Origin of the sequence: Georgenia sp. TF02-10, assembly GCF_022759505.1 — a bacterium.
Classification (GTDB): domain Bacteria; phylum Actinomycetota; class Actinomycetes; order Actinomycetales; family Actinomycetaceae; genus TF02-10.
On the sequence record NZ_CP094289.1, the window covers coordinates 3151498 to 3174651 of the forward strand.

Below are 23154 nucleotides of genomic sequence, written 5' to 3' on the forward strand. Positions count from 1 at the left end.
GGGCTACGCGGTCTCCAGCTCGTCGGCCTCGGACACCGGCAGCCGCAGGGACGTCGGGATCGCGCCGGTGAACTTGATGCCCGCCAGGCCGAGGCGCTGCGCCGCGTCCTGAGGGTCGACGCCGGCGCGGATGAGGACGTCGAGGGCGTCCGCCTTGGCCTTCAGCGCGCCCGCCTCGGCCACCGGGTCGGGCTGCGCGGTCGCGGGGCCGGCGGCGGCGACGAGGGTGTCGAGCCGCTGGTTCGCGGCCTTCCGGCGCTGCTCGCCCAGGGCCCGCTCCGCCTGCCGCTCGTCCAGCCCCAGCAGCTCCAGACCGACCTCGGTCTCCGCGAGCCACGGCACCGCTGCCAGTTGCTTCTGGCCGGCGTCGGCGGTGGCCGACGTGGTGGGCGTCGCGGCGTTGCGCCACCGGTTCGCCACCCGGCGGTGCAGGTCGGCCGGGGCCGTCTTGTCCCGGATCATCAGGGCCAGCCGTGCGACCTCCATCCACGCCCGGCCGAACCCCACCTGGCGGCGCTCGGCGCGCTTGACCAGCCGGGCCTCCATTGCGCGGATCGCGTCCGCCGAGGCTGGGTTGTCCGACTGGAAGCCGAAGTAGGTGACCGGCTGGCCCACCTCGGTGGCGAGCAGCTGTGCCCAGCCCTTCACCTGCTCCAGGAACGGCTGAGGGGAGCCCACCTGGAGCTGCTTGATGTCCGGCATCAAGCCCTCGTCGTCACGGTCGATCGCCAGCGCATGGCCGGCCACGATCCGCCAGCCGGACGTCGGGTTGCCGTTCGCGTCCACGAAGGCGTCCGGGCCGCGGCCGAGCAGGGTCAGCTGAGGGATGCCGTAGAACTCGCGGTTGCCCTCCATGCCGAGCACGGTCCGGACCGCGGCGTCGCAGTAGTAGCGCACCGCCTTGGTGATCTCGGACTTGCCCTCGGTGCGCGAGGCCCGCGGGCGGTTCGGCATCCGGGCCACCGGAACCCGGTCGAGCCTGTGCTCGTCCCGGTCCGTCACCACCCACGTGCCGCTGCGGCGCTGGAGGGTGATCGTCTGGCCGACCACGTCCAGCACGACGTCGGTGACCTGCCCGTCCTTGACCCCGGTCACGGTCACGGCCGAGGTGAGGCGCCGCGAGCGCGCGTCCCACACCCCGGTCGTGGTCCGCGCCGAGTGGATCGTCACCAGCGGCGACGGCTCGCCCTCGCGGCCGGTGCCGACCCGGACGAAGGAGACCCCGTACAGCAGGGAGTCCAGGTGCGCCAGGCCCGACTCGACGTCCAGCGCGTTGTCGGTGTAGACCTTCCGCAGGCCGAGGTCGTCGTCGACCTCGTCCCACCCGTACCAGTCCAGGCGCTCCTCCAGCACGTCCACCGTGGTCGCCGCCCAGCCCACGACCGGGCTGATCCGGGCGGCGATCTCGGGCGGCATCGCGATACCCATGTGCCGGACCCGCTGCTCGGCCTCGTAGTAGGCGTCCTTCTCGGCGTTCGACATGGCGTACTGGTCGAGCCTGGCGAGCAGCAGCGCCAGCTCGCGCTGCTCGTCGTCGTGCAGCGCCTGGAGCGTCAGCAGCGTTGCCGCGGGGACGACCGTCACAGGACCACCACCTTCCCGCTGCTGCTGCCGCTCCGGGGTCGTCGCTTCGCCGTCTCTGCCGCGTGCCGGGCCAGCGTCACCGCGTCCAGCGCCGTCACGTCACCGCCTGGCACGACCGCCTCCCAGCCCCACCCGCCGTAGACGCCGATCTTCCGCTTGCCCGCCACCCGCACCTGCGCGTCCAGGCCCGGCTGGCCCAGGTGGGTCACCGTGGCCTCGACGACCGCCCGCAGCATCCCCGCGTGCGCTGTGATCGCCTCGTCGGTCGTCACCACGTGCACCCGCCGCCGGGACACCCCAGCGGCCACCAGGGCGTTCGCCAGGTCGCCCGCGCCGGCCTTGCCGTCCACCACGATCTGCGCCGCCCTCCGCCACCGGGTGGCCAGCCAGTCCACCAGTGGCGCCACACCGTCCGACAGGGACGACACCCCGAGCGACACGACGTGGATCGGGCCCTCGTCCGGCCGCAACGCCACCGCACAGCTCACGCGCTCGCCGTCGGCGGAGAACTTCACCCCGAAGGCGACCGTGCCGTCCACGGGCGCCTGGTCGGACGGGACGGCCAGAGCGTCCCAGACGTCTTGATTGATGAGCACGCCCGGGCCCGACACGTCGTCCCAGATACCGAACGCCTCGCGGTCGAAGTCGCCCGGGCCCGTCAGGAGCTTCTTGAGCCGAGCCACCGCCTTCGGGCCCGTCCGCAGCGGGTACGACGGGTTCGCCTTCCGACGCTGAGCCTCGTCGTCCCACCGGGCGCCGCGGTCCGCCGAGAACTCGACGTACAGCACACCCTCGGAGTCGCCCGCCAGCGCCTCGGCGCGGAGCCGCTTGAACACCTCAGCGTCGTCCGACGGCTTCGGCGGCGTCCCCATCAGGATCACCTGCGGGTTCGTCGCCTGGTTCATCGTCGGCGCCAGGTCGGCCATCGCCCGCTCGGAGAGAATCTGCGCCTCGTCCAGGACGAGCCGCCGAACCTTCGCCACGCCGCGCACCGCGCCGGACTCGCGCGCCTTGAACAGGATGCGCGAGCCGTTGCGGAACGGGATCGCCTCGTTGCCGGCGCCCGTCGTGATGGCGTCAGGGTCGATATGGGCCCGCATCTGCGGCAGTTCTGCCATGACCTTGAGTGCCATGAAGGACTCGCGCGTTACCGTGAAGTGGTGTGCGGTCCAGACGGCCAGCGTGCCGGGATTGATGATGCAGTCCGCGAACAGCAGGGCGCCGACGTCGTAGGTCTTGCCGGCCTGGCGGCAGATCGAGATGACGATCGTGTCCGCCGCATACGAGCCACTCGCGTCCTTGGCGAGGATCGCCGTGTTGAGGTCGGCCTGCCAGGGGTCGAACCCAATACTGACCGTCCGGCACACCTCGCGGACCGACGGCCATCCGGTCGAGACGATGCCGTCCGGGAGGATCAGGTGGCGAGCATCAGGAAGCAGGCCATGCCGCGTCGGGGGTGCCTGCGGCGGAGCCGACGTCGTCACCGTTCTCCTCAGCGTCCAGAGCCGCGATCTCGTCGACGATGTTCACCAGGCGCAGCGACAGTGAAGCCATGTCCCGAGGCGGTACACCCTCGTCCAGCCGGGCGGCGATCGAGTCCCGCAGCGCCACCAGCAGGTCACGCCGACTGCTGGCCGCGGCCTTGCTGATCGCGCCGCCGGGCGGCTCAGGCGCAGGAAGCGCTCGCAGGTTCCGGCGTGCGGCCATGACCGAGCACCTCCTCTCGGCGAGCAAGCGCGAGCACTCGCACCTCGTCATCGGTTCGCGCGGCAGGGCCTCGCAGCTGGGGTCGGGCTTCTCTAGCCACCGCTAGCTAGGCGGGGCTGGTCTGATTCTTGCAGTACATCGTGGTGGAAAACGTCTGGCGGCCTCGCGTGGAACGAGTCGTGTGTATGTGCTCGCTATGCCTGGCGGGGCGAGGACCGGCCGGGGATGGGGGCTCCCTCCCCACCCCCGCAGACGAGAGCCAGCCAGTTCGGGTCGACGGGGAAATCGTCGGCGGCCGCGACGGGCACAGGCACCTTGGTGCGGTTGCGCTGGCCGTTGCACTTGCGGCAGATGACGCGGAGGTTGTCGGCGTCGTCGGTGCCGCCTTGTCCGTGAGGGATGATGTGGTCGGTCTCGGCGCTGTTGGGCAGCAGTGGTGTGTCGTAGTCGAGCTCGGCGCCGCACGGCCTGCCGTCGACGCCTGGGCAGTGGGTGAGTCCGCTGCGCCTCGCTTGGGTCTTGACGCGCTTGCTGTTGCGCAGGTAGGTGGCCGTGCCGGTGCGTGACGTGGCCATGTGACGGCTGGCCCCTCACCTCTCGCGCTCGTGCTCCTGGCGGGACCCGAACCCGCACGCCTGTCGGCACCGCTGCTTGAGGGCGGCGCGTCTGCCCGGTTCCACCACAGGAGCGAGTGACGCCCCATCGAAGGCTCGAAGGGACGCCATGTCCTTCGGCGCATAAGCCCATGCAGCCAGGGTCGATCGGCGCCCATGTGGGTCGGTCCCGGGCCCGCACTACTCCCGGGGCCGGATCGTTGCCCTACCCCCGGGGGTGCTTCTGCAAACCCCCCCTCCCGGGGGTTCAGGCTCAACACCCCTCCCGGGGTGCTGCTCGATGTACCCCTCCCCCGGGATGCACGAACGCCCCGCTCGGGGGGAGGCGGGGCGTCGGGCTGTAGGGACACTTGTCCCTGCATTGGAATGACAGTACCACGAGCGAACTACACCCGTGCAACTACGGCACGCGGAGCAGCCCGGCCACGGCATCACGGACGCGGTACCAGCTTGCGGCGAGGAAGTGGACCACCGGGTTATCGGGGTGCTCCTCGAAGATCACGACAGCCCCGCAGACCGTCACGACGCAGATCATGATCCCGAGCAAGTCACCCCACGTCACGGCTTCATCCTCCCGCAGAACTTGCACCGGGTGTCGGGCACGAGGTGCCCGAGGTGCCGCCGGGTCGCTTCATGCGCTCTGCTCCTCGGTCTCGTTCTTGCCGGTCACGTCCTCGGTCTTGTACCGCACGTTCCTGCCCTCGCCCTTCCTGCGCCAGTGCCTGCGCTTGGCCCACTGGCGGACCAGGTCCTCGCTGACGTTGAGCAGCCGGGCCGCGCGCTCGACGGTCACCCACTCGGACCGGGCGCCCCAGCGGGACCACTGCTCGTGCCCGACCCGGTCGCGGCACGCGGGGTTGGAGCAGACGAGGTCGCCGTCGAAGCCGGGCCCGTCGATCACCGCCTCATAGGTTCCCGGGCAGGTCACGACCAGGCACGGGGACCCCGTCCGCACCACCCGGTCGTGCCGCCTGGCGAGCCGGCGCATCATCCGCAGGTGTTCCACGGCGTCGAAGCAGAGCGCGTAACGGAGCATCTCGTCGGGGTGGTTCTCGATCCGGTCGGCCCACCTGGCGGCCAGCCTGAGCCGGCCGGGCGTGTGGTCGGGGACCTTCCCGATGCCCGGCTCTTCGTCGATGAGGACGTGGGCGACGAACTCGGCCCAGGAGTCGACCTCGGCGACGGCCCGGTCGTGCTCGTCGGCGTCGATGATCTCGGTGACGCCGGGCGGCACGCGGCTGCCGGGCTTGCCAGGCTTGCGACCGCCGGGGTCGGGGACGACCGGCGGCAGGGCCGCGACCGTCTCGTAGGTGCTGGCGAGCTCGTCCAGCACCACCTCCAGGGGCAGATCATCGAGGCTCAAGGGTCACCCTCCACAGCCTGGTCATCGTCCCGGTGGTCTCGCACCAGGACCTGATCCACCGCTTCTCCGAGTCGCGCTCGACGACGGCGCCGCAGCGGTTGCAGCGGTAGGTGCTCACGAGGCGTCGTCCTCGTCGTCGTACTGCTCGGCCGCCTCGTCCTCCAGCTCGCGGTCGTTGTAGTTCTCTGCGGCACTGATCGCCTGGGCGTAGGTGATCAGGCCACTAGCGACAACCTCGTCTGTCTCGGTGTCCAGAACGTCGTACTTCCCCCAGGCGTTGGAAGCCACTACTCCGTACCTGCTGCTCATCGCTGCTCCTTCTCGTGCTTGGCCTCGCAGTCCCGGGCGAGGGACGGCAGGACGTGCGGGTCACCACAGACGGTGCACTTGTAGGGGTCCACCGGGACCGCCCCGGATCGCCGCGCGCCTGCCACGCTCCCGGCCTCGAATCCCACGGGTGTAGCTCGGGAGGGGTCGGGCGCTCTCAGGACCCCTGAGGGCCTCCTGCGCGATCCGGGCGTCACCGGCCCGACCCCTTCCGCCCGACGACCTCGCTGAGCGGCACCATGGGCCGCCGGGTGTGACGGGGGCACACCGGGTAGGTGTCACCGCGCAGGTCGAGCCGCAGGGCCACGGCCGGCTTCTCGCACGGCTGGACCTCCCCGCGCCGGACCACCTCCTCGTCGCAGAGGTCGACCTGCTCGGGCACGACGGTGGCGCGGACGCCGGCGCGGGCGATCCGGAGCCACTCCTCGTCCCGGGCCCGACGGACCTCGGCGCGGCACTGCTCATCCGCCGGGGCGCACGGGTTGGGCGTCGAGATGGGCACCCCGCCGGTGACGCTCGCCGCGTAGTCGCGCTTGCCCGTGCTGTAGCCCTCACGCCAGGCGCGCTCGGCCAGCTCGGCGTCGTGGGTCGCGAGCCAGGCGGTGAACTCGGTGCGCAGGTGCTCGCGGAGGTCGAGGTCGTCGGGGCGGTCGCTCGCGTCCCAGGCGTAGGCCCAGGAGTACAGGTCGCGGACGCGCTCGGTGGTCAGGGTCTCAGGCATCGGTGGGCTCCTCTCGCCAGTCGGTGATCTCGGCGGCGGCGAGCCGGAACCGCTCACCGGGGTAGGTGGCGCGCGCGTGCTGCAGCTCGCGCTCGGCGTCGCGGCGGGAGCCCGTCCAGGAGCCGTAGCCGGCGTTCCAGCCGTCGCGGATGCCGTCGGCGTCGACCCACTCCTGGACCGAGTAGACCGTGCGCGTGGCGGTCCACGGCAGCGCAAGCCCGTCGCCGGCGCGGCGGGGCACGTAGTGGACGTGGACGTGCGACTGGGTCATCGTCGCGGCAGGGCCGGACGAGGTGATCAGGTTGTAGTCCTCGTCCTGCCCACCGGCATACAACTCGGCTTCGGCCATCGCTTCCATGACCGCGTACGCGGCCGGGTGCTCGGCGTGCCGGCGGGGTACGAACAGCAGGTGCCCGGGGACCACCGGGGCGAGCGGCTCGAACCCGACGACGTCGAACCGCGCGTAGCGCAGGTCGCGGCCGCTCTCGATGCGCTCGCAGAGCGCGCAGCTGGGCTTCCTGTCGCTCACGACCCGGCCTCCTCTCGCAGCCGGGCCGCCCGGGTGTCGAGCCGGTCAGCGGCGTTGTGGAGCACCTCGACCGTGACGTCCTGGGTGCGGCCGACAGCGCGGGGGACGCGGGGGCGGATCGCGGCCGCCGCCTCCGTCAGAGCCGCCACCCGCCCGTCGGCGTAGCCGCGGGCGTAGGCGATGTCGTCGGGGTGCCGGACCCCGCGGAAGGCGTCGTCCTCGTCCGCGGCCTGCCGCAGCGCCGCATAGGTCCGCTCCATCGCCTCCCGCACCTTCTGGCGCTCGGCCTCGTCCATCGACGCCCACACCTCCTGGACCTTCTGCCAGTCCTTCTCCCAGTCGTCAGCCACGGTCGGCCGCCTCTCTCTCGGGGTCGGGGGTGGTGGGGGGCTGGCCGTAGCCGGCCTCGCGGAGGAGGTCGGTGAGGTCGGCGAGGCGGACCAGGCAGGGCCAGTCCGCGACGGTGGTCTCGCCCATCCCGTCGGGGCGGAACACCACGACGGGAAGCCGGCCGTCGGCGCCGGCGACGGCCTGACGGACCCACGCCATCGGGGAGAGGTCTCGGCGGGCCTTGACCTCGACGGCGACGTCGACCATGCCGGTGACGTCGCTGCCCTGCCGTGAGGCACCGGTGGACTCGGCGTGCGGCCAGCCATGGTCGGCGAACCAGTCGGCCACGACCTTCTGGGTCCTCATGCCTCGGTGGCGACGGTGCTGGGACGGCATCTGCTTCTCCTGGGTGGGGTCGAGAGGGTGGGGGCGGGGGTGGACGTAGGGGTGGACAAAGGTGGACACGTCCACCCCTGGGCCTGTCTCTACGTACGCGCGATTGCACCTTGTAGGTGTGTTATCGCAGGTCAGAGCGTTGTTCGAACGGTCGTCCGAACGAGTTTTCGTCGCGCAGGGGTGGACACGTCCACCTTTGTCCACCTTTTCTTCCGCGATGCGGAAGCGCTCGGACAGGCTCATCGGTCCTCACCCGCCAGCCGGTAGGCGCCGTTGCCGCCGTGCACGACGTTCCCGTCGTGCTCGATCTGGCCGGCCTCGTACAGGCGGCGCAGGGCGTCCTCGAAGTGGGCCCGGTCGCGGCCTGCGACCGCCCGGCGGAGGTCGGCGTGGGGCACCCAGTCCCCGGTCCGCCGCAGCTTCTTGGTGATGACGACGCACACCCGCCGGACGGCCGCGTCGATGGTGCGCTCCTCGACGGTGATGGCGCGGGCGGCGTCCGCCTCGGCGCGCCGGCGACCCTCCTCGACCGTGCGCCGCTCCATCGCCTCGATGACGGCGGCGCGGGTGGCCGCCGACTTCCGCATGATGACCTCGGACAGGTCCCAGTCCTCGGTGGTGACGACGAGGCGGTCGTCGGCGAGGGCGAGGGCGGCGGCGACCTTGAGGCGGCACTGGTAGACGTGCCCGTCCAGCGGGTCACCCTCGCCCCGGAGGGTGGCGAGCCGGGCGGCGTCGACCTCGGCGACGATGGCCGGGTCGAGGTCCATCCGTGCCCCGCCGACACCGACGAGCGACCCGAGGCGCGGTGGCGACCAGGCGATCGGGGCCGGCTCCTCGGGTCGTTCGTCGGGCGCGTCGGGGTCGGTGACGGGCAGCCACAGGAATCGTTGGGGCGTGCCGCCGTCGGCGTCGTCGAGGAGGACCCCGGCCCGGTGGGGCTGGACGCCAGCAACGAGGCAGAGGCGGTACTCGTGGGCCTCGACCAGGAAGGACCGGGAGGGGTCGGCGGCGACCTGCCCGAGCATCTCGCCCGACCAGGCGGCCCGCAGGTCGGCCATGAGGGTGGAGCCCTGGCGCCCGGACTGGGCGGCGAACCTGTCGATCTCGGAGACGTCGACCAGGCGGGCGTGGGTGGCGTCGGTCCAGTCGGACTCGCCGGCGTCCTTCTCGCCCTTGGTCAGGCGCCGCTTGTACAGGTGGGCGATGGCCTCTCCGGAGGCGAGGCGCGCGGTCTTGATCCCGCTGATGTGCACGGCGTCGGTGGCGGCGGCGGTGGCGACGCCCTTGCCGGCGCCGGAGGGGCCGACGAGACCGACGAAGGTGTTGAGGGAGCCCCGACCGCCGACGATGGGTGGCAGGCACACCTGGGCGGGGGTGGCGGTGAGGATACGGGCGAGGGTGACGCCGAGGACCGCCCAGGGGGAGGCGCGGCGTGCCCGGGCGAAGTCGTGCAGGTGGCGCAGGAGCGGCCGGGCGCCCCAGAAGGCGTCCTCGGCGGCCGGGTCGAGGTCGGGCAGGACCGTCACCGGCGGCGGTTCGTACTGCTCGCCCGGCTCGGGCTCGGGCAGCCCGGCCGCGCCGGTGGCCTTGGCGGCCTGGTCCCAGCACTTCTCGCAGCCGTCCCAGACGTGGTCGTGCGGGGCGTGCGCGAGGTAGTCGGCGCGGGCGGTGGCGAGGTCGTAGCCGGACCACGGGGAGTTGGCGAGCTCGATGAGCTTGCGGGCGGTGACGAAGCTGTTGGTGTCCCAGGACGCGCCCTTGACCCACGGCCTGGGCAGCTGGTCGAGCCGGTCGAGCCAGGCGTCCCGGATGGCCGCGGCGTAGGGATGGAGCCCCTCGGCGGGCTCGCGGCGCCGGATCGGGGTGACGACCGCCCCGGCCGGAGCGGCTGAGCTGCCGTTCCGGCCGCGGAACAGGTCGTAGAAGTCCACCGTGTCGGTCACCGTGCTGGCTGCCACTGGTCTACCTCGGCACGGATCAGCGGCTGGCACGGGAGCTCCCGGTCGTAGTCCGGCCCGTAGTGGCCGAACCGCCACCAGATGTCGGAGTGCTCACGCTCGCCGCAGGCGCGGCACACCTCCGTGTACAGCGGCCAGACGTTCACTCTGCACCGTGCGGGGTTCGCTCCCCGTGCGCGTCAGCAGGAGCCGATGCCCACAGTTCCGCAGCGAACCTCTCAACCTTCTCGACGCGCTCGCCGTGCGCCCCCTTGACCTCGACCCACGTGCGGAGGTTCGGCAGCCAGAAGTCCGGCAGGTACCGCATCCCGTTCTCGAGCTGGAACCCTTCCGGCTCGTACTCCCAGGCGATGCCGAGGTGGTCGAACGTGGCGGCGACGTCGGCCTCGAGGCGCGACCGGAAGGGTGTGCCACGGTAGGTCGTCGGGATCGGCTTCATGCTGCCACCTCGGTCGTCAGCGGCTCGTACCAGAAGTAGGTGCCCTCGGGCGTCCGGCTCGGGGGCAGGACGACATACCCGCCGCGGCCGCGGTAGTCCACGGACGGGAGCAGGTTCGTGGTGCTACCCTGCGCGGTCGGCGGGACGAGGAGGTGGCGGCCGCGGGGGGTGAGGGCGTAGGCGATCCGCTCGGGAAGCACTCCGCCGCCGTCGACGTACTCCCCGAGCGCGACCAGCCCCTCGGGGCCGTCGACGTCGATGGCATCGAACAGGACGCCCGTGGGGGCCGCGACGTTGTAGCTCGGGTTGACCCGCCACCAGGCCCTGATCTGGCCGGGGTCGGTGGTCGCGTCCTTGAAGCCGTGCGGGGTGGCGGGCCGCTTCCCTCCCGGGGCGCAGGGGAACACCGGGAGGCCGAGGGCTGTGGCGTACCAGGTGGCGCTGGCCAGGAGGGCGCCGGGGGCGGCGAGGCGGGCCTCGGCGGCCTCCTGCTCGGCGTCGACCAGGGCGCTGAGCCGGGCCACCTCGGCCTGGTCGCCGCGGGTGGCGGCGGCCAGGTAGGCGCGGTCCGTGTCGGTGAGCGCGGTCATGCGCCGCCGCCTGGCGTACCCAGCCTGTCCGGGCCGAGGATGTCCTCGATCTGCCAGGCGTAGTCCTCCAGCTCCTGGTCCGCCGTCTCACGGGCGCGGGCGCGTATCCGCCCGGCGAGGTCGTGCAGCGCCTGGAGCATCCACCGGGTGTCCGTGTCGCTGGTCATGGCCCTGTCCTTTCCTTCCGTGACGCGGCCGCCCGCTCCCGCGGCGTCATCCCCGCGGCGATGCCGTGCCGGGCGGACCTTGGGAGACCGGCCTCGGCGGCGAGGATGTAGCGCCGGCAGGCGGTCAGGGCCGGGCAGGCCTGGCACTGGGCGACGGCCCAGGCGACCGCGGCGGCGTTCTCGGGCGGGGGGAACCAGCACTCAGGGCTGCACTGGCGGCAACGGGCCTGCTCGAAGACGTCGGCCTGGGCGAGGCCGGGCGCCTCGGTCCGGGTGGGTCGGGGGTCCGGCTCCGCCGGGGCCTTGGTGAGCGCCCGGTCCAGGGCGGCGCAGGCCTTGCACAGCCGCGCCGCGTAGTTCCCGGCCCGGACCGTCCCGGGGTGGTCGGCGGCGCGTTCCTTGCTGGGCCGGATGCGCTTGCCGCACCGGCAGGTGGGGTGCTCGCAGGTGCACGCCGCCCGGGGCTGGACGGTCCCGGTGGTCAGGTGGGTGGGGTGGAGCTGGAAGGCACCGAAGGGGGTGCGCTCGCGGGCGGACTGGCCGCCCCAGGGGCTGGGGCTCATGCGGCACCTGCCTCGGCGTCGAGGAGGTCGAACAGTCGGCCGCCCTCGACCGCCCACTGCACAATGTCGCGCTGGTGCGGGAACAGGACGGGCGAGATGTCGCCGGGGTCCCCGCCGGTGCGCTCGTCGTCAGCCATCGGTCGCCCGCCTCGCGATCAGGTCCAGCAGGCCGAGGACGTGCCCGCGCCGCCGGTCGAGCTCGGCGTGCGCCTCGTCCATCTCGCGGGCGAGGCGGTCCCGCTCCTTCTCGATGTTCGCGAGCTGCTCCTTCGCGGAGCGGAGCCTGCCGCTGACCACCTCCAGCTCGGCGTGCAGCGTCTCGACCTTCTCGGTCGTGGACCACGGGGCGCTGGGCGCCTCGATCAGGAGCATCTCGTCCCCGTCATCGTCGCGGCGCCTCGTGATGCTCTCGGCGTAGCCGATGGCCGTACCGTTGACGATGACCCACGGGGTGCGGTTGGGCTCCACGGCGGTGATCCACGCCTCCTCACCCCCGGGGGCCGCGGTCTGCTGGGGATGCTTCATGGCTGGGTCCTTCCTCGTGACCTTCGGGTGGTCGCTACCTGGTGCCCGGCCGACGGCTCGCACGTCGGTGCCCGCTGGCCCGGGCTGCCGTCTCAGAACGGCGGGGCGCCCATGCCGGCGGCGGCCTGCTGCTGCACCGGCTGCTGCTGGGCCGCGGCAGGGGCCGCGAACTGCTGGGACTGGCGGCTGGCGAGCCAGGCCTTACCCGCCGCCAGGTCGGCCTCGCTGGGCTCGGCGATCAGCCACGGCGGGGACTGCGAGGGCTTCGCGTTCCCGGTCGTGAGCCGTCCGAGGACCTTCGCGCCCACCTTCGGCGCCAGCTGCGATCTCAGGACGCGCGGAAAGACCAGGGCGTCGAGGAACTCCTCGGGCTCACCGTCGATGGCGTAGACGTTGGCCCGGACGGCGTCGGTGCTGCCGAACGCGGTCTGGATGTCGTGCTCGACCCCGAGCGGCTCGATGACGAGCAGCCGGCCCTTGAGGTCGCTCCACTGGATGCCGGACGCTGACGCCGGCGCGGCGAACGGATTCTCGCTCATGCTCTTGCTCCTTCTTGTTCTCGTGCTAGCCCTGGTCCGCGGCTGCGGTCAGGGACGCCTTCTTGTCGAGCCTCCGGTGGCAGGGTTTGCACAACGGGGATATATCTCTCCGGGTTAATGGAGTAGGGGCCGTTCGGCGATTGACGTTCGAAGGGGTCTGCGTGGTCATATGCCCATTCGGCTGCCACTTCTTTACAGAAGTGGCAAGGATGCATTGACGCATGTCCGCGATCGCGTCGCAACCGATAGTGCACGCCAAAGTAACCAACATCGTCACCACGGGACCAGCGCGTCAATATCGCTTCGGCATCGCCGTGCTTAATGAAACGCCAGTAATGGTATCGGCACAGGCCAAAACCGTGGGCGTCGGCCCCACAGTCATCGATAGAGCACGGCATTCGGCCTCGCACGGGGTCCGCAGTCGATCCGGTTCGCTTCATTCGCATGTAATGCTTGTGGCAGAGCCCGCGCGCCTCGATCTTGCCTTCGCAACCGACGACATCGCAGGTCGCCGCTGTCTTGATGGGCTTGCCGGTTGAGCCGTGCCGACGCAGGCGGCGGTAATGCTTATCACAAAGCCCTCGCGCAACAGCTGTGATCTTGCACTGGTCAACTGAGCATTGCATTCTGGGCACCCCCTTCGATCGCCGCCCGCCGTGCCGCTGCTGCGGCGGTGTGTGCCTCGGTCCAGCCGTGGCCGGCGTAGAGCTCCCAGGCCTTGATCAGCTCGTCGACGGTCGCGGTGGTCTCGATGAGCGCCAGGACCGCATCCCGGTGGGGCTCCTCCGGAGCCGCCGCCGGCGGTTCCCACGGGGTGAGGAGGTTCTTCTCCTGGCGCCACGTCCGGGCCTTCATGGACAGCAGCAGGGCCTCCCAGCCGCGGGCGATGTCCACCCAGTAGGCGGTGGCGGTGCCCTGCCTGGCGGGGACGTGGACGACGAGCGCCCGCTCCTGGTCGGGGACCTTCTCCCACGGCAGGCGCTTGCCGGTCTCGGGGTCGTACCTCATGGAGTGGGCGTAGATCGCGGTCTGGACCGCCCAGGCGTGCGGGTAGGCCACCGACGACCCGGTCTTGACGTCCCCGATCACCACGCGCCCGTCGGGCAGGCGAAGCACCCGGTCGGCGGTCCCGGCGATCCGGAAGGCGTCGCAGACGACGAACTCCTCGACCCCCAGCACCTCCCAGCCCACCTGGTCGGCGAGGCGGACGTAGGCGGCGATGTCGGCGGAGTGCTCGGGCGGTACGTGGCCGAGGTCGGCGCCGGTGTCGAGCCGCTCGGTGAAGGCGTGCAGCGCCGTCCCGGTGGTCGCCGCGGCGGTGGAGCCGCCGGCGTCGGCGGCCTGCTCAGCGAGCCGGTTGAGGGTCTGCTTGTCGGTGGGGTCGGTGGCGGCGGCCGCGGTGAGGAGGTCGCGGCGGGCGACCAGCCCGAGCAGGGTCATCCGCTGCTTCCACGTCATCAGCCCCGACTGGTCCTCCAAGGTCTTGGCGACCGTGGTGGCGCGGGTGTACGGCACCGCCTTTGCGCCGAGTGGCTGGGGCGGGACGATCATCGCTCGACCCCATCTGTCGCGGATGATGCCCTTGCCGGGGCCGACGAGCCCCTCGCCGCCGCTCACAGTGGCCACCAGCGCAGGTCGTCGACGGACAGGAGGGCACGGCAGCCGACGCACACCAGGTGGTCGGCCAGCCTGACCGCGCGCACCGCATTGGCGTGGTGGGTGTCGCACAGGAGCCAGATCGGGCAGGGGCAGGGGTGCTTCCACGCCCAGGTGGCGTGCTGGTCGCACCCGACGCAGGGCACGTCCCGGGTCAGGTCGAGGTCGAGGTCGACCTCGGGTGCGATGGCGGCCATTAGGCCCTCCAGTAGCGGGCGCTGGTCGCTGGTGCGCGGACGCCACAGCGGTGGCACCGGACCATCGGCCAGGCGTTGACGAGGTGGACCTGCTCGATGTGGTGGTCCTGGCACAAGGCGGTCGCCGGGCAGGGGCATTTCGCCTTCCACATCCAGGCGCCCGGCCGGTCGCAGTCCTGCATCCAGCAGGGCAGGGTCTGGTCCAGGTCGACGGCGAGGTCGGCGCCGAAGGCGGTGGCGGTCATCGTCCGATCACCGCCCCCCAGATGCCCTGGGCGGCCCAGACGAGGACACCGAGGGCGACGACGGCGAGCATGACGATGACGAGGGCGGCGAGGACCTGGCCGATGACGTAGGAGGGGTCGCGGCGCTTCATGGCGTCACCGCCATCGGGCAGCGATGGAGGGACTCGAACACGTCGACGTCGATGCCCCGCGCGCTCTTGGCGAGGCACCTGGTGCACAGCCACCTGTCGTCCAGCTGGGCGAACCCGTCGTCGCTGTAGGTCTCGACCTGGGCCATGACGGCCTGGTGGACCTCGACCAGGTCATCCAGCGACATGCCGGCGCGGAGGATGGCGAGGGCGACGGCGACAGCCTGGTCGTCGCGGAGGCGGAGCTCCAGGTCTCCCCCGAAGTAGAGCTCGGTCTCGGTGGCCCAGCGGTCGGCGGAGATGTCCCCGGCGGTGGTGTCGAGGCGGACGGTGGTGCTCATCGGGCGTTCGCCTCCCGGACGAGGGCCGCGACGATGGCGGTGGCCTGGTCGCGGTCGAGCTCGAGGGTGAGGCCGTCGCCGAGGTAGAGCTCGACAGCGGGCCCGTCATCGGTGGTGTAGCTGTCGGCGTCGATGGCTACCGGGCCGACGTGGACCTGGATGGTGGCGTCGCTCATCGGGCCACCTCCTGCGGCCAGACGTCCACGAGGTGGATGCTGGTGCCGGCGACGTGATCGCCGTCGTGACCGGCGGCGTCGGTGCAGAGGTAGCCCTTGGGGCTGGTCGCACCGCAGTCCGGGTCGATGAGGGCGCCGGTGAAGTCCGGGGCGCCGACCTCGCGGCGGCCCTCGGGGCGGTCGTCGGCGCTCATCGGTCGCCCCCCCGCAGCCTCGGCGGTCTCCCTCTCCGCGGTAACAGAGACCATGACGTGGACGCCCCGAACCTGGCCGGACCAGACGCCGGCGACGCCGGTGTCGTCCAGGCCGAGCTCATCGGCCACGGCGGTGGCGTGCAGGTGACGGAGCTTGCCGTGGATCATGATGCTCACCGAGGCGCGATCGGCGTGGTTCTGGACGATGAGGCTGTAGTCAGGGTCGGTGCGGTAGTCCACGACCTTCATCAGGTAGGAGACCGTGGCGGCGAACGGGTGCTTGGACATGCGTTGTCCTCTCAGGTGGTGGGGAGCTGGGCGGCCACGAGCTCGTACTCGCGGCGGAGCATGACGGTGGTGAGGGTCCACACCCGGTCGGGGCGGGACATGTGGGCGTCGGTGCCGACGGCGGCGACGACGACGCGGCGGTAGGTGTCGTGCAGGGCCTCGACCGACTCGGCGGCGTTGAGGCGGACGACCCAGGCGAGCAGGGCGTCGTCCAGGGCGGCGGTCACCGATCCACCCCCGCCTCGTAGACCCGGTAGGCGCAGCCGGCGGCGAGGAGCAGCAGGGCCGGGCCGGCCAGGTCGGTGACGGTCACGGGGCCGAGGTCGACCAGCCACAGGGCCGTCAGCGGCAGGCCGACCATGGTGGCGAGGGTGGCGACGCCGAGGAGGAGAGCCGTGGCGAGGACGTTGGGGATCACCGGGCCACCCCCCGGTCGCCGCCGTCGGTGAGGACGGGATCGAAGCTGGGCTGCACCTCGAACACCGTGCTCACCCCGAACACCCGGCCGGCGTACCTGACGAGGCCGGCACGCTCGGGCACCGTCAGGCCGAGGGACCAGGCCGCACGGCCGAACCGGTAGGCGTCGCCACGGTTCAGGTGGACGGTGATCGTCGCGGACTCCTGGCCCCGGAGGAGCACCAGGCAGTAGACGTCGGTCCCGTCCTCGAGCTCCTCGGCCAGGACGACGGTCACCTGCGAGACGGCGCGGATCAGACGCAGTGCGCGCCTCCGCTCGGCACCCATCGGGGTGAAATCGGTCGGGTTCTTCACCGGGCCACCCCCAGCGCGTCGAGCAGGTCCTCTCGGGCCACGACGAGCCCGACGTACTTCTTCGGGGTGTGGGCGACGAGGTGGACGTGGCGACCGTCCTCGTCGGGCACGACCTTGAGGTCCCGGTCGGTGCGGGCCACGTCGGGGATCAGGTGGTAGACCTCGGCGTCGTCCGCGAGGCCGAGGACGGCCGGGGGGTCGGCGGCGCGGCGCCCGGACGGGACCGGGCGGGCGCCGGCCGCCCTGGCGAGGGCGCGGGCGACCGGGCCGTTCGGGGAGTGCACGTCGGTGGTGCGGTGGCGGGGGCTCATGACGCTGCCCTCTCGGTCTCGGCGTACCACTGGCGGAGGGTCTCGTGCGTGACGTCGATCTGGCCGTCGGTGGCCTCGTAGAGGTCGCGGGCGATGAAGCGCCAGGCGCGGCGCGTCTCGCGACGCTCGGCGATGAAGGTCTGGACGTCCTGGCCGAGCAGGACGCTGGCGAGCCTCTGTGTCGGGGTGGGGGTCTCGCTGCCGAGACCATCCTCTCGAACTTCGGAGTTCATGAGCGGGACACTACTCCCGACTTCCGGAGTGGTCAACCACTCTAGGGACGGGGCTTGTCAAGATGCTTGACTGGCTCTACCGTCAGGAGACATGAGCACGCAGACGACACGCATCGCACCCCCGACCGGGCCGGAGGCGGAGGACACCATCCGCCGGACCGTCAAGGGGATCATGAAGGGCCGCGGTCTGACCGTCGAGGAGGTCGCCCCTCGGCTGGGCATGGCCGTGTCGACCCTCTACCGCAAGCTCGCGGGCCACGGGAACCGCGACGCCTTCCGCGCTGGCGAGGTCGCGTCGCTCGCTGACGTCCTCGGCGTCGAGGTCGGCCGGCTCTACGACGGCGCCGGCGGCATGTTCACCCCGCCCGACGGCGGGGGCTCTGTACACCGCCTGGGACTCGAACCCAGAACCCACTGATTAAGAGTCAGTTGCTCTGCCAATTGAGCTAGCGGTGCATGGCGCGCGGTGCCCAACTTTACACGGGTCGTCAGAGGGGCTCCAACCGAGACGCCCGGTGAGGTGCCGCACAGGTGCGACCGAGGCCCAGGTCTCCCCCAAGGTGCTCGGGTGGCATCAGCCCCCGGCGCAGTCGACGCAAGTCCTCGCCGTCGGTCGCGCAGCGAGGCGTCCCGCAGGTATCCGGCGTCCGCACCGTTCGCACACGCCGTACGTGGCCGCGTCGAGACGCGCGAGGGCCTGGTCGACCTGCTCGAGGCGCGACTCTGCGGAGCGGGCGAGCGCCGCCACCTGGGCGCGTTCGAAGGCGATGGTGGCGCCGTCGGGGTCGTGCTCGTCGTCGGAGTTGGCGTCGCGGGAGGAGTCCGTGAGGCTCGCCAGCTCGGCGCGGGCGGACGCGATCCGTGCCAGTGCCTCGGCGCGCAGGTCGAGCAGCGCCGCGCGGGTGTCACCGCCCGTCGCGGGGGCGGACGGCCCTGCCGTGGGGGTGCTCGCATGGCTAGTTCCGGGTCTCACGCAAGGCGCAACCGCCAGGCCGCGCCGGGACTTCCCGGCGACCTGGCGCGCGCAGCCCGTCCCGTGCAGCTCCACGTCGCGCACGACGCGCGCCCCGGCATCCACATGGGCTTCGCCCGCATCCCGTGTGCTCCATTTCGCGCACGACGCCCACCCCGTGCGGCTCGACCTCGTGCGCGACCCGTCCACCTCGTCAGGTGTCCACCCCGGACGCGGCGCACCCCCTGCACCGGGCGACGGCTCCGCGCTGCAGCGGTGGTGGGAGGATGAGGCGTCCTGCCCCCTGCCCCGGAGCCTCCATGACCCGCCTCGCCCCCGGTGACCCCGCCCCCGACTTCACCCTGCCCACCGCCGACGGCCCGGTGTCCCTCGCGGATCTGCGCGCCGGCGCGGAGAAGGGCGTGATCGTCTACTTCTACCCCGCGGCCGCGACCCCCGGCTGCACCACCGAGGCGTGCGACTTCCGCGACTCCCTGGCCGCGCTGCAGGGCGCCGGGTACGCCGTCGTCGGCATCTCCCCCGACGACGTGCCGGCGCTGAGCCGGTTCGCCGCGCAGGAGTCGCTCACCTTCCCGCTCGCCGCCGACCCCGAGCACGAGGTGCTGGCCGCCTACGGTGCCTGGGGCGAGAAGAAGAACTACGGCAAGACCTACGTCGGGGCGATCCGGTCCACCGTCGTCGTCGCGCCGGACGGCAGCGTGGTGCTGGCGCAGTACAACGTGCGGGCCAGCGGGCACGTCGCCCGGCTCCGCAAGGAGCTCGGCGTCGCCGCCTGACGCGGTCGCCCCGCCAGGCATGGTCCCCGGCAGCCCTGCCGTGGGGCGCAGCACCATCACCGTGGCTACGGTCGGCAGCAGCTCGTGCAGCGAGGGACGTGGTGCAGTGAGAGACGGGCGGTTCGACGAGGCGCTCCCCTATCCCCGGTGGGTCCGTTGGATCGGTGGCCTTGCCCTCGTCCTCATGGTGGTGATCACCGCCAACGGGGTGGCCACGCGGGCGGCGATGTCGCGCGTGGAGCTCGTGGTCTTCGCGGTCGTATGCGCCCTGGGTCTCGCCGCAGCGATCGCGACGCTTCTGGGCAAGCAGCGGGTCGTGGTCACGGCTGCCGCACTGGTCCTCCGCCTCACCGGGTGGCGAAAGACGGTGCCGCTGTCCGACATCACCCTGGTCGAGAGCTACGGGCGCACTACCGAGCTCGAGTTCGGCGGCTACGGGGTGCGCCTCGCGGGCAAAGGGGTGACGGCCCTCGTCGCCAATCCGGGCCCGTGCGTGCGGGTCGCGGTCGGTGGACGGCGCCCGCGGACCTACATCATCCGCACCGACCGCCCGGAAGCGCTCGTCAGCTCCCTCGACGACGCCGCGCGCCCAGTCCCTGGGCGGTAGCAGCTCCTCATGGTGCTCGACGTCGCTGCGCCCGCCGCCGCGCTCACGCGCCCGGAAGTCTCGCCGCCCGGCGAGTCACGCGCCCCGGTTGGCTCGCCCGCCCGGCGGGTCTCCCGTCCCCGGTAGGCTCGAGGCGAGCGCGAGTGGCGTAACTGGCAGCCGCGCCAGGTTTAGGTCCTGGTGCCCTTGGGCGTGCGGGTTCGAGTCCCGCCTCGCGCACCGGAGGTCCTCATGACGACGTCGCCATCCGCCGCTGAGACCGAGGCGGCGCCGGGCCCGACCAGCGTCCCCGCCGCCTCCGCCGCGCCGTATCCCCCGGCGCCGTGGCACCTGCGCGGCAGCGCCGTAGTCGCGCTGTTCCCGGTTCCGGTCGCCGACCTGCCGCCCGCGGTCGCCGCGGCGGTGCCCGCCGGCGCCCGTCCGCTGCGGGTCGCCGGCCGGGTCCCGGTCCTGATCGCCGTCGCCCGGTACGTCCCCGGCGGGGACCTGAGCTACCACGAGGCCTTGGTCGCCGTGCCGACCGCTCGGCTGGGCATGCGGGCCATGCGTGCGCCGGCCGCTCAGCCCGGCAGCCGGGACGCCCGCGTGCCGACCGCTCGGTCAGACGGCCGTCCGGCGACGGCCGGCCCAGCGGGTCGACGGCGCAGCCCATTGACCGCCACGGTGGCGCAGATCTGGGTGGACAGCGCCGCCTCCCGGACCGGCGGCCGGAAGCTGTGGGCCATCCCGAAGGAGCTCGGCACGTTCGTCACAAGCCGCGGGCTGGCCGGGCTCGGCACGACGCTGACGGTCGACGGCACGCCGGTCCTCACCGTCCAGGCCCGGCTCGGGCGCCGGCTGCTGCCCGGGGCGCCCGCCGTGCCCCTCACCACCCTCCAGCGCGGCACCACGCCGGCGCAGGGCGGGGGCGCCGGCCAGGTCCGCGCACGGGTCCGGGTCCGCGCGGTCACCCACCCCGTCCGGGCGCGGTGGGCCTTCGCCCCCGCCGGTCCGCTCGGCTACCTGGCCGGCCGGTCCCCGCTCGCCGTCGTCGGGCTCACCGACGCCGCCCTGGTCGTCGGCGGCGACTGACGGCCCTGCGCGAACGCCGGCGGGCCCCGCCCGCCGGGCCACCTGGGTCCAGCACCACGCCGCCCTGCGAGAGGAAGTGGCGGCCCCCGCCGGGGCCATCTCGCTCCCCCGGCGGCCTGACCTCGCGCCAGTCACGCCCGCCCACCTGGCGTCCGCCCGGCGGGGCGACCTCGCATCCCCGCCCCGCGCACGATAGAAACGAGCAGTGAGTGAGATCGCGAGCGGGGACATGGGCCCGTGGCTCTCCCCCGAGGACCTGGAGAGCGTGCGCCGCAAGGTGCCCATGCTCTACATCGACGCCCTGCCGGTACGGGTGGACGACGCCGGGGAGGTGGAGGCGGTCGGGCTGCTGCTGCGGGTCACCGAGGCCGGCACCATGTCCCGAGCGCTGGTCTCCGGCCGGGTCCTCTTCCACGAGACGGTCCGGCAGGCGCTGGCCCGGCACCTGGAGAAGGACCTGGGCCCGATGGCCCTGCCGCGGCTGCCGCTGTCCCCGGTGCCCTACGCCGTCGGCGAGTACTTCCCCACCCCGGGCAGCCCGTTCTACGACCCCCGCCAGCACGCCGTCTCCCTCGCCTACGTGGTGCCGGTGGTCGGGGACTGCCGACCGAGCCACGACACCCTGGAGCTGACCTGGCTGACGCCGGCCGAGGCGCTGCTCCCGGAGATCCTGGCCGACATGTCCGAGGGCCACGCCAGCCTGCTGCGCCGGGCGATGGCCCACCTAGGGAGGTTGTACTGATGGAGACAGCGCCCGAGCCGATCCCCACCGGGTCGGTGCACCCGCTGCGCTGGTTCGGCATCGACCTGGTGTGCGTCGCGGTGTTCACCCTCGTCGGGCTGCTCGCCCACGGCAGCCCGCTGAGCGGGTACCTGAGCACGCTGTGGCCGTTCCTGGTGGGGCTGGTGGTGGCGTGGATGGCGCCGGGCGTCCGGGCCCTGCCGCTGATCATCTGGCCCTCGGGCGTGATCGTCTGGGCGGTCACCGTGGTGGTGGGCCTGGCCCTGCGGTGGGCGACCGGGGCCGGGATCTCCGGCGCCTTCCCGTGGGTCGCGGCCGGCGTCCTGGCGGTGCTGCTCCTCGGCTGGCGGGTGGTCCCGGAGGTGATCGAGCGGCGCCGGGAGCGGCGCGCCCGCTACCTGTAGGGGCTTCCCGACGGCGGCCGCCCGGCCGTCCCGGGCAGGTGGCTGACGGCCCGCGGCCGGGACTCGGTGGCTGACGCTCCTGGCCGGGACTCGGTGGCTGACGCCGCTGCGGGTCGCTCTCGGCAGGTCCCCGCCGCGGCCGGGCCCGCGGGCGCCGTCGTCCCCGGGCCGTTCAGCCCAGCGCGGCGGCGACGTGCGGGGCGAGCGCGGTGAAGGCCATCCCGCGGTGGCTGATGGCGTTCTTCTCCGCCGCGGTCAGCTCCGCGGTCGACCGGTCCTGCCCGAGCGGCACCAGGATCGGGTCGTAGCCGAACCCGCCGGTCCCGCGCGGCGCGGTGAGCAGCGTGCCGGGCAGGGTGCCCTCGGTCACGGTCTCCCGGCCGGCCGGGGTGACCAGCGCGGCGGCGCAGGTGAACCGGGCGCCGCGGTGCTCCGGGCGGACCTCGGCGAGCTGGTCGAGCAGGAGCTCGAGGTTCGCGCGGTCGTCGCCGTGCCGGCCCGACCAGCGGGCCGAGAAGATCCCGGGGGCGCCGCCCATGATGTCCACGCACAGGCCGGAGTCGTCGGCGACGGCCGGCAGGCCGGTCGCGGCGACCAGCGCCCGGGCCTTGATGAGGGCGTTCTCGGCGAAGGTCGTGCCGTCCTCGACGGGCTCGGCGACGCCGAGGTCCGCCGCGCCGACCACGGCGCCGGCCGGCAGGCCGGGGACCAGCGGGGCGAGGATGGCCCGCAGCTCGGCGACCTTGTGCGGGTTGTGGGTGGCCAGCACGAGCCGGGGCCCGCCGCCCGCCTCGGTCGGCGCGCTCACCGCAGACCGAGCACGGGGACGACGACGGCGGTCCCGGAACCCGGGATCACGGCAGCCGCTCCAGCGGCGCGGCGAGCGCGGCGGCCTGGATGTCCCGCAGCCGGGCAGTGCCGGCCACGGCCAGGTCGAGCAGGGCGTCGAGCTCGGCCCGGTCGAACGGCGCGCCCTCGGCGGTGCCCTGCACCTCGACGAACTGCCCGGAGCCGGTGACCACGACGTTCATGTCCGTCCCGGCCGCGACGTCCTCCACGTAGGGCAGGTCGAGGACGGGCCGGCCGTCGATGATGCCGACGGAGACGGCGGCGACGGAGTCGGTGAGCACCGGGCCGGGCCGCTTGCCGCTGATGTGGCCCTGCGCGGTGCCCCAGGCGACGGCGTCGGCGAGGGCGACGTAGGCGCCGGTGACGGCGGCGGTGCGGGTGCCGCCGTCGGCCTGCAGGACGTCGCAGTCCAGCACGATGGAGTTCTCCCCGAGCGCGGCGAGGTCGACGACGGCGCGCAGCGAGCGGCCGATCAGGCGGGAGATCTCGTGGGTGCGCCCGCCCACCCGGCCCTTGACGGACTCCCGCTGGGAGCGGGTGGTGGTGGCGCGCGGGAGCATCGCGTACTCCGCGGTCACCCAGCCCTGGCCGGAGCCCTGGCGCCAGCGGGGGACGCCGTCGGTGAAGGAGGCGGCGCACAGCACGCGGGTGCGGCCGAACTCCACCAGCGCGCTGCCCTCGGCGGCGTCCAGCCAGCCGCGGGTGATCCGGACCTCGCGGAGCTCGTCGGGGCGGCGGCCGTCGGCGCGCAGGGTGGGGGCGGTGGGGGGCGAGGACATGGCGTCGAGGCTACCGCCGCCCGCGAGAGGCGGGCGACGGCGACCGCGGCCGGACGAC

The 23154-nt window shown here is 72.9% G+C and carries 42 protein-coding genes and 3 tRNA genes; 8 read left to right on the plus strand and 37 right to left on the minus strand.

From position 1 onward, the window contains the following. Positions 1 to 3 precede the first annotated feature (3 nt). The 21 genes from MF406_RS14235 to MF406_RS14335 form a co-directional block, all read right to left on the minus strand. On the minus strand, positions 4 to 1584 hold the full coding sequence (locus tag MF406_RS14235) for a phage portal protein (protein ID WP_242894994.1): 1581 nt from the start codon (positions 1582 to 1584) through the stop codon (positions 4 to 6). After that, complete coding sequence (locus tag MF406_RS14240; protein ID WP_242894996.1) at positions 1581 to 2951, minus strand: ATP-binding protein; 1371 nt, start codon at positions 2949 to 2951, stop codon at positions 1581 to 1583. The genes MF406_RS14235 and MF406_RS14240 overlap by 4 nt, the downstream gene beginning before the upstream one ends. A 61-nt stretch (positions 2952 to 3012) precedes the next feature. Then, positions 3013 to 3291 (minus strand): hypothetical protein, encoded by a 279-nt coding sequence (locus MF406_RS14245; RefSeq protein ID WP_242894998.1) that lies wholly within the window; start codon positions 3289 to 3291, stop codon positions 3013 to 3015. A 194-nt stretch (positions 3292 to 3485) separates the two neighbouring features. Beyond that, positions 3486 to 3866, minus strand: coding sequence for an HNH endonuclease (locus MF406_RS14250; RefSeq protein WP_242895000.1), 381 nt, complete (start codon positions 3864 to 3866; stop codon positions 3486 to 3488). A 31-nt stretch (positions 3867 to 3897) separates the two neighbouring features. Beyond that, positions 3898 to 3980: transfer RNA gene (locus tag MF406_RS14255), tRNA-Leu, on the minus strand. A gap of 325 nt (positions 3981 to 4305) precedes the next feature. Beyond that, positions 4306 to 4467 (minus strand): hypothetical protein, encoded by a 162-nt coding sequence (locus MF406_RS14260; RefSeq protein WP_242895002.1) that lies wholly within the window; start codon positions 4465 to 4467, stop codon positions 4306 to 4308. A gap of 69 nt (positions 4468 to 4536) precedes the next feature. Further along, positions 4537 to 5268 carry a helix-turn-helix domain-containing protein gene (locus MF406_RS14265; RefSeq protein ID WP_242895003.1) on the minus strand — a complete coding sequence of 244 codons (732 nt, stop codon included), beginning with the start codon at positions 5266 to 5268 and terminating at the stop codon, positions 4537 to 4539. Between the two features lie 114 nt (positions 5269 to 5382). Then, on the minus strand, positions 5383 to 5577 hold the full coding sequence (locus tag MF406_RS14270) for a hypothetical protein (RefSeq protein WP_242895005.1): 195 nt from the start codon (positions 5575 to 5577) through the stop codon (positions 5383 to 5385). Between the two features lie 211 nt (positions 5578 to 5788). Continuing rightward, the gene (locus tag MF406_RS14275) at positions 5789 to 6316 is read right to left on the minus strand and encodes a hypothetical protein (protein ID WP_242895007.1); all 528 of its coding nucleotides are present in this window, start codon (positions 6314 to 6316) and stop codon (positions 5789 to 5791) included. Then, positions 6309 to 6845, minus strand: coding sequence for an HIT family protein (locus tag MF406_RS14280; RefSeq protein ID WP_242895009.1), 537 nt, complete (start codon positions 6843 to 6845; stop codon positions 6309 to 6311). The genes MF406_RS14275 and MF406_RS14280 overlap by 8 nt, the downstream gene beginning before the upstream one ends. After that, positions 6842 to 7195 (minus strand): hypothetical protein, encoded by a 354-nt coding sequence (locus MF406_RS14285; protein ID WP_242895010.1) that lies wholly within the window; start codon positions 7193 to 7195, stop codon positions 6842 to 6844. The genes MF406_RS14280 and MF406_RS14285 overlap by 4 nt, the downstream gene beginning before the upstream one ends. Next, positions 7188 to 7541 (minus strand): hypothetical protein, encoded by a 354-nt coding sequence (locus MF406_RS14290; RefSeq protein WP_242895017.1) that lies wholly within the window; start codon positions 7539 to 7541, stop codon positions 7188 to 7190. The genes MF406_RS14285 and MF406_RS14290 overlap by 8 nt, the downstream gene beginning before the upstream one ends. A gap of 269 nt (positions 7542 to 7810) precedes the next feature. Continuing rightward, positions 7811 to 9532, minus strand: coding sequence for a hypothetical protein (locus MF406_RS14295; protein ID WP_242895019.1), 1722 nt, complete (start codon positions 9530 to 9532; stop codon positions 7811 to 7813). Beyond that, the gene (locus tag MF406_RS14300) at positions 9514 to 9678 is read right to left on the minus strand and encodes a hypothetical protein (RefSeq protein WP_242895021.1); all 165 of its coding nucleotides are present in this window, start codon (positions 9676 to 9678) and stop codon (positions 9514 to 9516) included. The genes MF406_RS14295 and MF406_RS14300 overlap by 19 nt, the downstream gene beginning before the upstream one ends. Next, positions 9675 to 9971, minus strand: a complete 297-nt coding sequence (locus tag MF406_RS14305; RefSeq protein ID WP_242895022.1) for a hypothetical protein — start codon at positions 9969 to 9971, stop codon at positions 9675 to 9677. Before MF406_RS14305 ends, MF406_RS14300 begins: the two co-directional genes overlap by 4 nt. Beyond that, positions 9968 to 10561: a bifunctional DNA primase/polymerase gene (locus MF406_RS14310; protein WP_242895024.1), complete on the minus strand. Its 594-nt coding sequence runs from the start codon at positions 10559 to 10561 to the stop codon at positions 9968 to 9970. The genes MF406_RS14305 and MF406_RS14310 overlap by 4 nt, the downstream gene beginning before the upstream one ends. Beyond that, on the minus strand, positions 10558 to 10728 hold the full coding sequence (locus MF406_RS14315; protein WP_242895026.1) for a hypothetical protein: 171 nt from the start codon (positions 10726 to 10728) through the stop codon (positions 10558 to 10560). Before MF406_RS14315 ends, MF406_RS14310 begins: the two co-directional genes overlap by 4 nt. After that, the gene (locus tag MF406_RS14320) at positions 10725 to 11291 is read right to left on the minus strand and encodes a WhiB family transcriptional regulator (protein WP_242895028.1); all 567 of its coding nucleotides are present in this window, start codon (positions 11289 to 11291) and stop codon (positions 10725 to 10727) included. The genes MF406_RS14315 and MF406_RS14320 overlap by 4 nt, the downstream gene beginning before the upstream one ends. Continuing rightward, positions 11288 to 11428, minus strand: a complete 141-nt coding sequence (locus MF406_RS14325) for a hypothetical protein (RefSeq protein WP_242895030.1) — start codon at positions 11426 to 11428, stop codon at positions 11288 to 11290. Before MF406_RS14325 ends, MF406_RS14320 begins: the two co-directional genes overlap by 4 nt. Further along, a complete protein-coding gene (locus MF406_RS14330; RefSeq protein ID WP_242895032.1) occupies positions 11421 to 11816 on the minus strand; it encodes a hypothetical protein in 396 nt (131 codons plus the stop codon). The genes MF406_RS14325 and MF406_RS14330 overlap by 8 nt, the downstream gene beginning before the upstream one ends. A 92-nt stretch (positions 11817 to 11908) precedes the next feature. Continuing rightward, entirely contained in the window at positions 11909 to 12355 is a 447-nt protein-coding gene (locus tag MF406_RS14335; RefSeq protein ID WP_242895034.1) for a hypothetical protein, read from the minus strand. Between the two features lie 221 nt (positions 12356 to 12576). On the opposite strand from MF406_RS14335, the gene MF406_RS14340 reads away from it, so the two are divergent. Then, complete coding sequence (locus MF406_RS14340) at positions 12577 to 12894, plus strand: hypothetical protein (protein ID WP_242895035.1); 318 nt, start codon at positions 12577 to 12579, stop codon at positions 12892 to 12894. A 70-nt stretch (positions 12895 to 12964) separates the two neighbouring features. Here MF406_RS14340 and MF406_RS14345 read toward each other — a convergent pair whose 3' ends face one another. From MF406_RS14345 to MF406_RS14395, 12 genes are read right to left on the minus strand one after another with little or no spacing between them, the layout of a single operon-like run. Next, on the minus strand, positions 12965 to 13981 hold the full coding sequence (locus tag MF406_RS14345) for a PD-(D/E)XK nuclease family protein (protein WP_242895037.1): 1017 nt from the start codon (positions 13979 to 13981) through the stop codon (positions 12965 to 12967). Further along, a complete protein-coding gene (locus tag MF406_RS14350) occupies positions 13969 to 14208 on the minus strand; it encodes a hypothetical protein (protein WP_242895039.1) in 240 nt (79 codons plus the stop codon). Before MF406_RS14350 ends, MF406_RS14345 begins: the two co-directional genes overlap by 13 nt. Continuing rightward, complete coding sequence (locus MF406_RS14355) at positions 14208 to 14453, minus strand: hypothetical protein (protein WP_242895041.1); 246 nt, start codon at positions 14451 to 14453, stop codon at positions 14208 to 14210. Before MF406_RS14355 ends, MF406_RS14350 begins: the two co-directional genes overlap by 1 nt. Continuing rightward, complete coding sequence (locus MF406_RS18770) at positions 14450 to 14584, minus strand: hypothetical protein (RefSeq protein WP_256463900.1); 135 nt, start codon at positions 14582 to 14584, stop codon at positions 14450 to 14452. Before MF406_RS18770 ends, MF406_RS14355 begins: the two co-directional genes overlap by 4 nt. After that, a complete protein-coding gene (locus MF406_RS14360) occupies positions 14581 to 14922 on the minus strand; it encodes a hypothetical protein (RefSeq protein WP_242895043.1) in 342 nt (113 codons plus the stop codon). Before MF406_RS14360 ends, MF406_RS18770 begins: the two co-directional genes overlap by 4 nt. Further along, positions 14919 to 15098: a hypothetical protein gene (locus MF406_RS14365; protein WP_242895050.1), complete on the minus strand. Its 180-nt coding sequence runs from the start codon at positions 15096 to 15098 to the stop codon at positions 14919 to 14921. The genes MF406_RS14360 and MF406_RS14365 overlap by 4 nt, the downstream gene beginning before the upstream one ends. Continuing rightward, on the minus strand, positions 15095 to 15580 hold the full coding sequence (locus MF406_RS14370) for a hypothetical protein (protein ID WP_242895052.1): 486 nt from the start codon (positions 15578 to 15580) through the stop codon (positions 15095 to 15097). The genes MF406_RS14365 and MF406_RS14370 overlap by 4 nt, the downstream gene beginning before the upstream one ends. 11 nt (positions 15581 to 15591) lie before the next feature. Continuing rightward, the gene (locus MF406_RS14375; RefSeq protein WP_242895053.1) at positions 15592 to 15807 is read right to left on the minus strand and encodes a hypothetical protein; all 216 of its coding nucleotides are present in this window, start codon (positions 15805 to 15807) and stop codon (positions 15592 to 15594) included. After that, on the minus strand, positions 15804 to 15998 hold the full coding sequence (locus tag MF406_RS14380) for a hypothetical protein (protein ID WP_242895055.1): 195 nt from the start codon (positions 15996 to 15998) through the stop codon (positions 15804 to 15806). Before MF406_RS14380 ends, MF406_RS14375 begins: the two co-directional genes overlap by 4 nt. Next, positions 15995 to 16351 carry a hypothetical protein gene (locus tag MF406_RS14385; protein WP_242895057.1) on the minus strand — a complete coding sequence of 119 codons (357 nt, stop codon included), beginning with the start codon at positions 16349 to 16351 and terminating at the stop codon, positions 15995 to 15997. The genes MF406_RS14380 and MF406_RS14385 overlap by 4 nt, the downstream gene beginning before the upstream one ends. Then, the gene (locus tag MF406_RS14390; protein WP_242895059.1) at positions 16348 to 16662 is read right to left on the minus strand and encodes a hypothetical protein; all 315 of its coding nucleotides are present in this window, start codon (positions 16660 to 16662) and stop codon (positions 16348 to 16350) included. The genes MF406_RS14385 and MF406_RS14390 overlap by 4 nt, the downstream gene beginning before the upstream one ends. After that, positions 16659 to 16895, minus strand: a complete 237-nt coding sequence (locus tag MF406_RS14395; protein WP_242895061.1) for a hypothetical protein — start codon at positions 16893 to 16895, stop codon at positions 16659 to 16661. The genes MF406_RS14390 and MF406_RS14395 overlap by 4 nt, the downstream gene beginning before the upstream one ends. Positions 16896 to 16986: 91 nt before the next feature. Here MF406_RS14395 and MF406_RS14400 point away from each other — a divergent pair, with 91 nt between their 5' ends. After that, complete coding sequence (locus MF406_RS14400; protein ID WP_242895063.1) at positions 16987 to 17313, plus strand: helix-turn-helix domain-containing protein; 327 nt, start codon at positions 16987 to 16989, stop codon at positions 17311 to 17313. Here MF406_RS14400 and MF406_RS14405 read toward each other — a convergent pair. Together MF406_RS14405 and MF406_RS14410 are read right to left on the minus strand one after the other, a co-directional pair. After that, positions 17279 to 17351, minus strand: a tRNA-Lys gene (locus tag MF406_RS14405). The two genes, MF406_RS14400 and MF406_RS14405, sit on opposite strands and share 35 nt — an antisense overlap. Positions 17352 to 17469: 118 nt before the next feature. Next, the gene (locus MF406_RS14410; RefSeq protein WP_371744512.1) at positions 17470 to 17868 is read right to left on the minus strand and encodes a TraR/DksA family transcriptional regulator; all 399 of its coding nucleotides are present in this window, start codon (positions 17866 to 17868) and stop codon (positions 17470 to 17472) included. Between the two features lie 299 nt (positions 17869 to 18167). On the opposite strand from MF406_RS14410, the gene MF406_RS14415 reads away from it, so the two are divergent. The 6 genes from MF406_RS14415 (at position 18168) to MF406_RS14440 (ending at position 21468) form a co-directional block, all read left to right on the plus strand. Continuing rightward, a complete protein-coding gene (locus MF406_RS14415; RefSeq protein ID WP_242895065.1) occupies positions 18168 to 18644 on the plus strand; it encodes a peroxiredoxin in 477 nt (158 codons plus the stop codon). Positions 18645 to 18828: 184 nt separating this feature from the next. Further along, positions 18829 to 19251 carry a hypothetical protein gene (locus MF406_RS14420; RefSeq protein WP_242895066.1) on the plus strand — a complete coding sequence of 141 codons (423 nt, stop codon included), beginning with the start codon at positions 18829 to 18831 and terminating at the stop codon, positions 19249 to 19251. A gap of 137 nt (positions 19252 to 19388) precedes the next feature. Further along, positions 19389 to 19470, plus strand: a tRNA-Leu gene (locus MF406_RS14425). A 12-nt stretch (positions 19471 to 19482) separates the two neighbouring features. Beyond that, positions 19483 to 20322 (plus strand): acetoacetate decarboxylase family protein, encoded by an 840-nt coding sequence (locus tag MF406_RS14430; protein WP_242895068.1) that lies wholly within the window; start codon positions 19483 to 19485, stop codon positions 20320 to 20322. A 229-nt stretch (positions 20323 to 20551) separates the two neighbouring features. Next, positions 20552 to 21064 (plus strand): NUDIX hydrolase family protein, encoded by a 513-nt coding sequence (locus tag MF406_RS14435; RefSeq protein WP_242897809.1) that lies wholly within the window; start codon positions 20552 to 20554, stop codon positions 21062 to 21064. Next, positions 21064 to 21468: a DUF3054 domain-containing protein gene (locus MF406_RS14440; RefSeq protein ID WP_242895076.1), complete on the plus strand. Its 405-nt coding sequence runs from the start codon at positions 21064 to 21066 to the stop codon at positions 21466 to 21468. The genes MF406_RS14435 and MF406_RS14440 overlap by 1 nt, the downstream gene beginning before the upstream one ends. Positions 21469 to 21640: 172 nt before the next feature. Here the strand turns inward: MF406_RS14440 and rdgB are convergent, their stop codons facing one another. After that, positions 21641 to 22276, minus strand: a complete 636-nt coding sequence (gene rdgB, locus MF406_RS14445; RefSeq protein ID WP_242895087.1) for an RdgB/HAM1 family non-canonical purine NTP pyrophosphatase — start codon at positions 22274 to 22276, stop codon at positions 21641 to 21643. 46 nt (positions 22277 to 22322) lie between these two features. Further along, positions 22323 to 23096 carry a ribonuclease PH gene (gene rph / locus MF406_RS14450; protein ID WP_305852964.1) on the minus strand — a complete coding sequence of 258 codons (774 nt, stop codon included), beginning with the start codon at positions 23094 to 23096 and terminating at the stop codon, positions 22323 to 22325. Between the last annotated feature and the right edge of the window lie 58 nt (positions 23097 to 23154).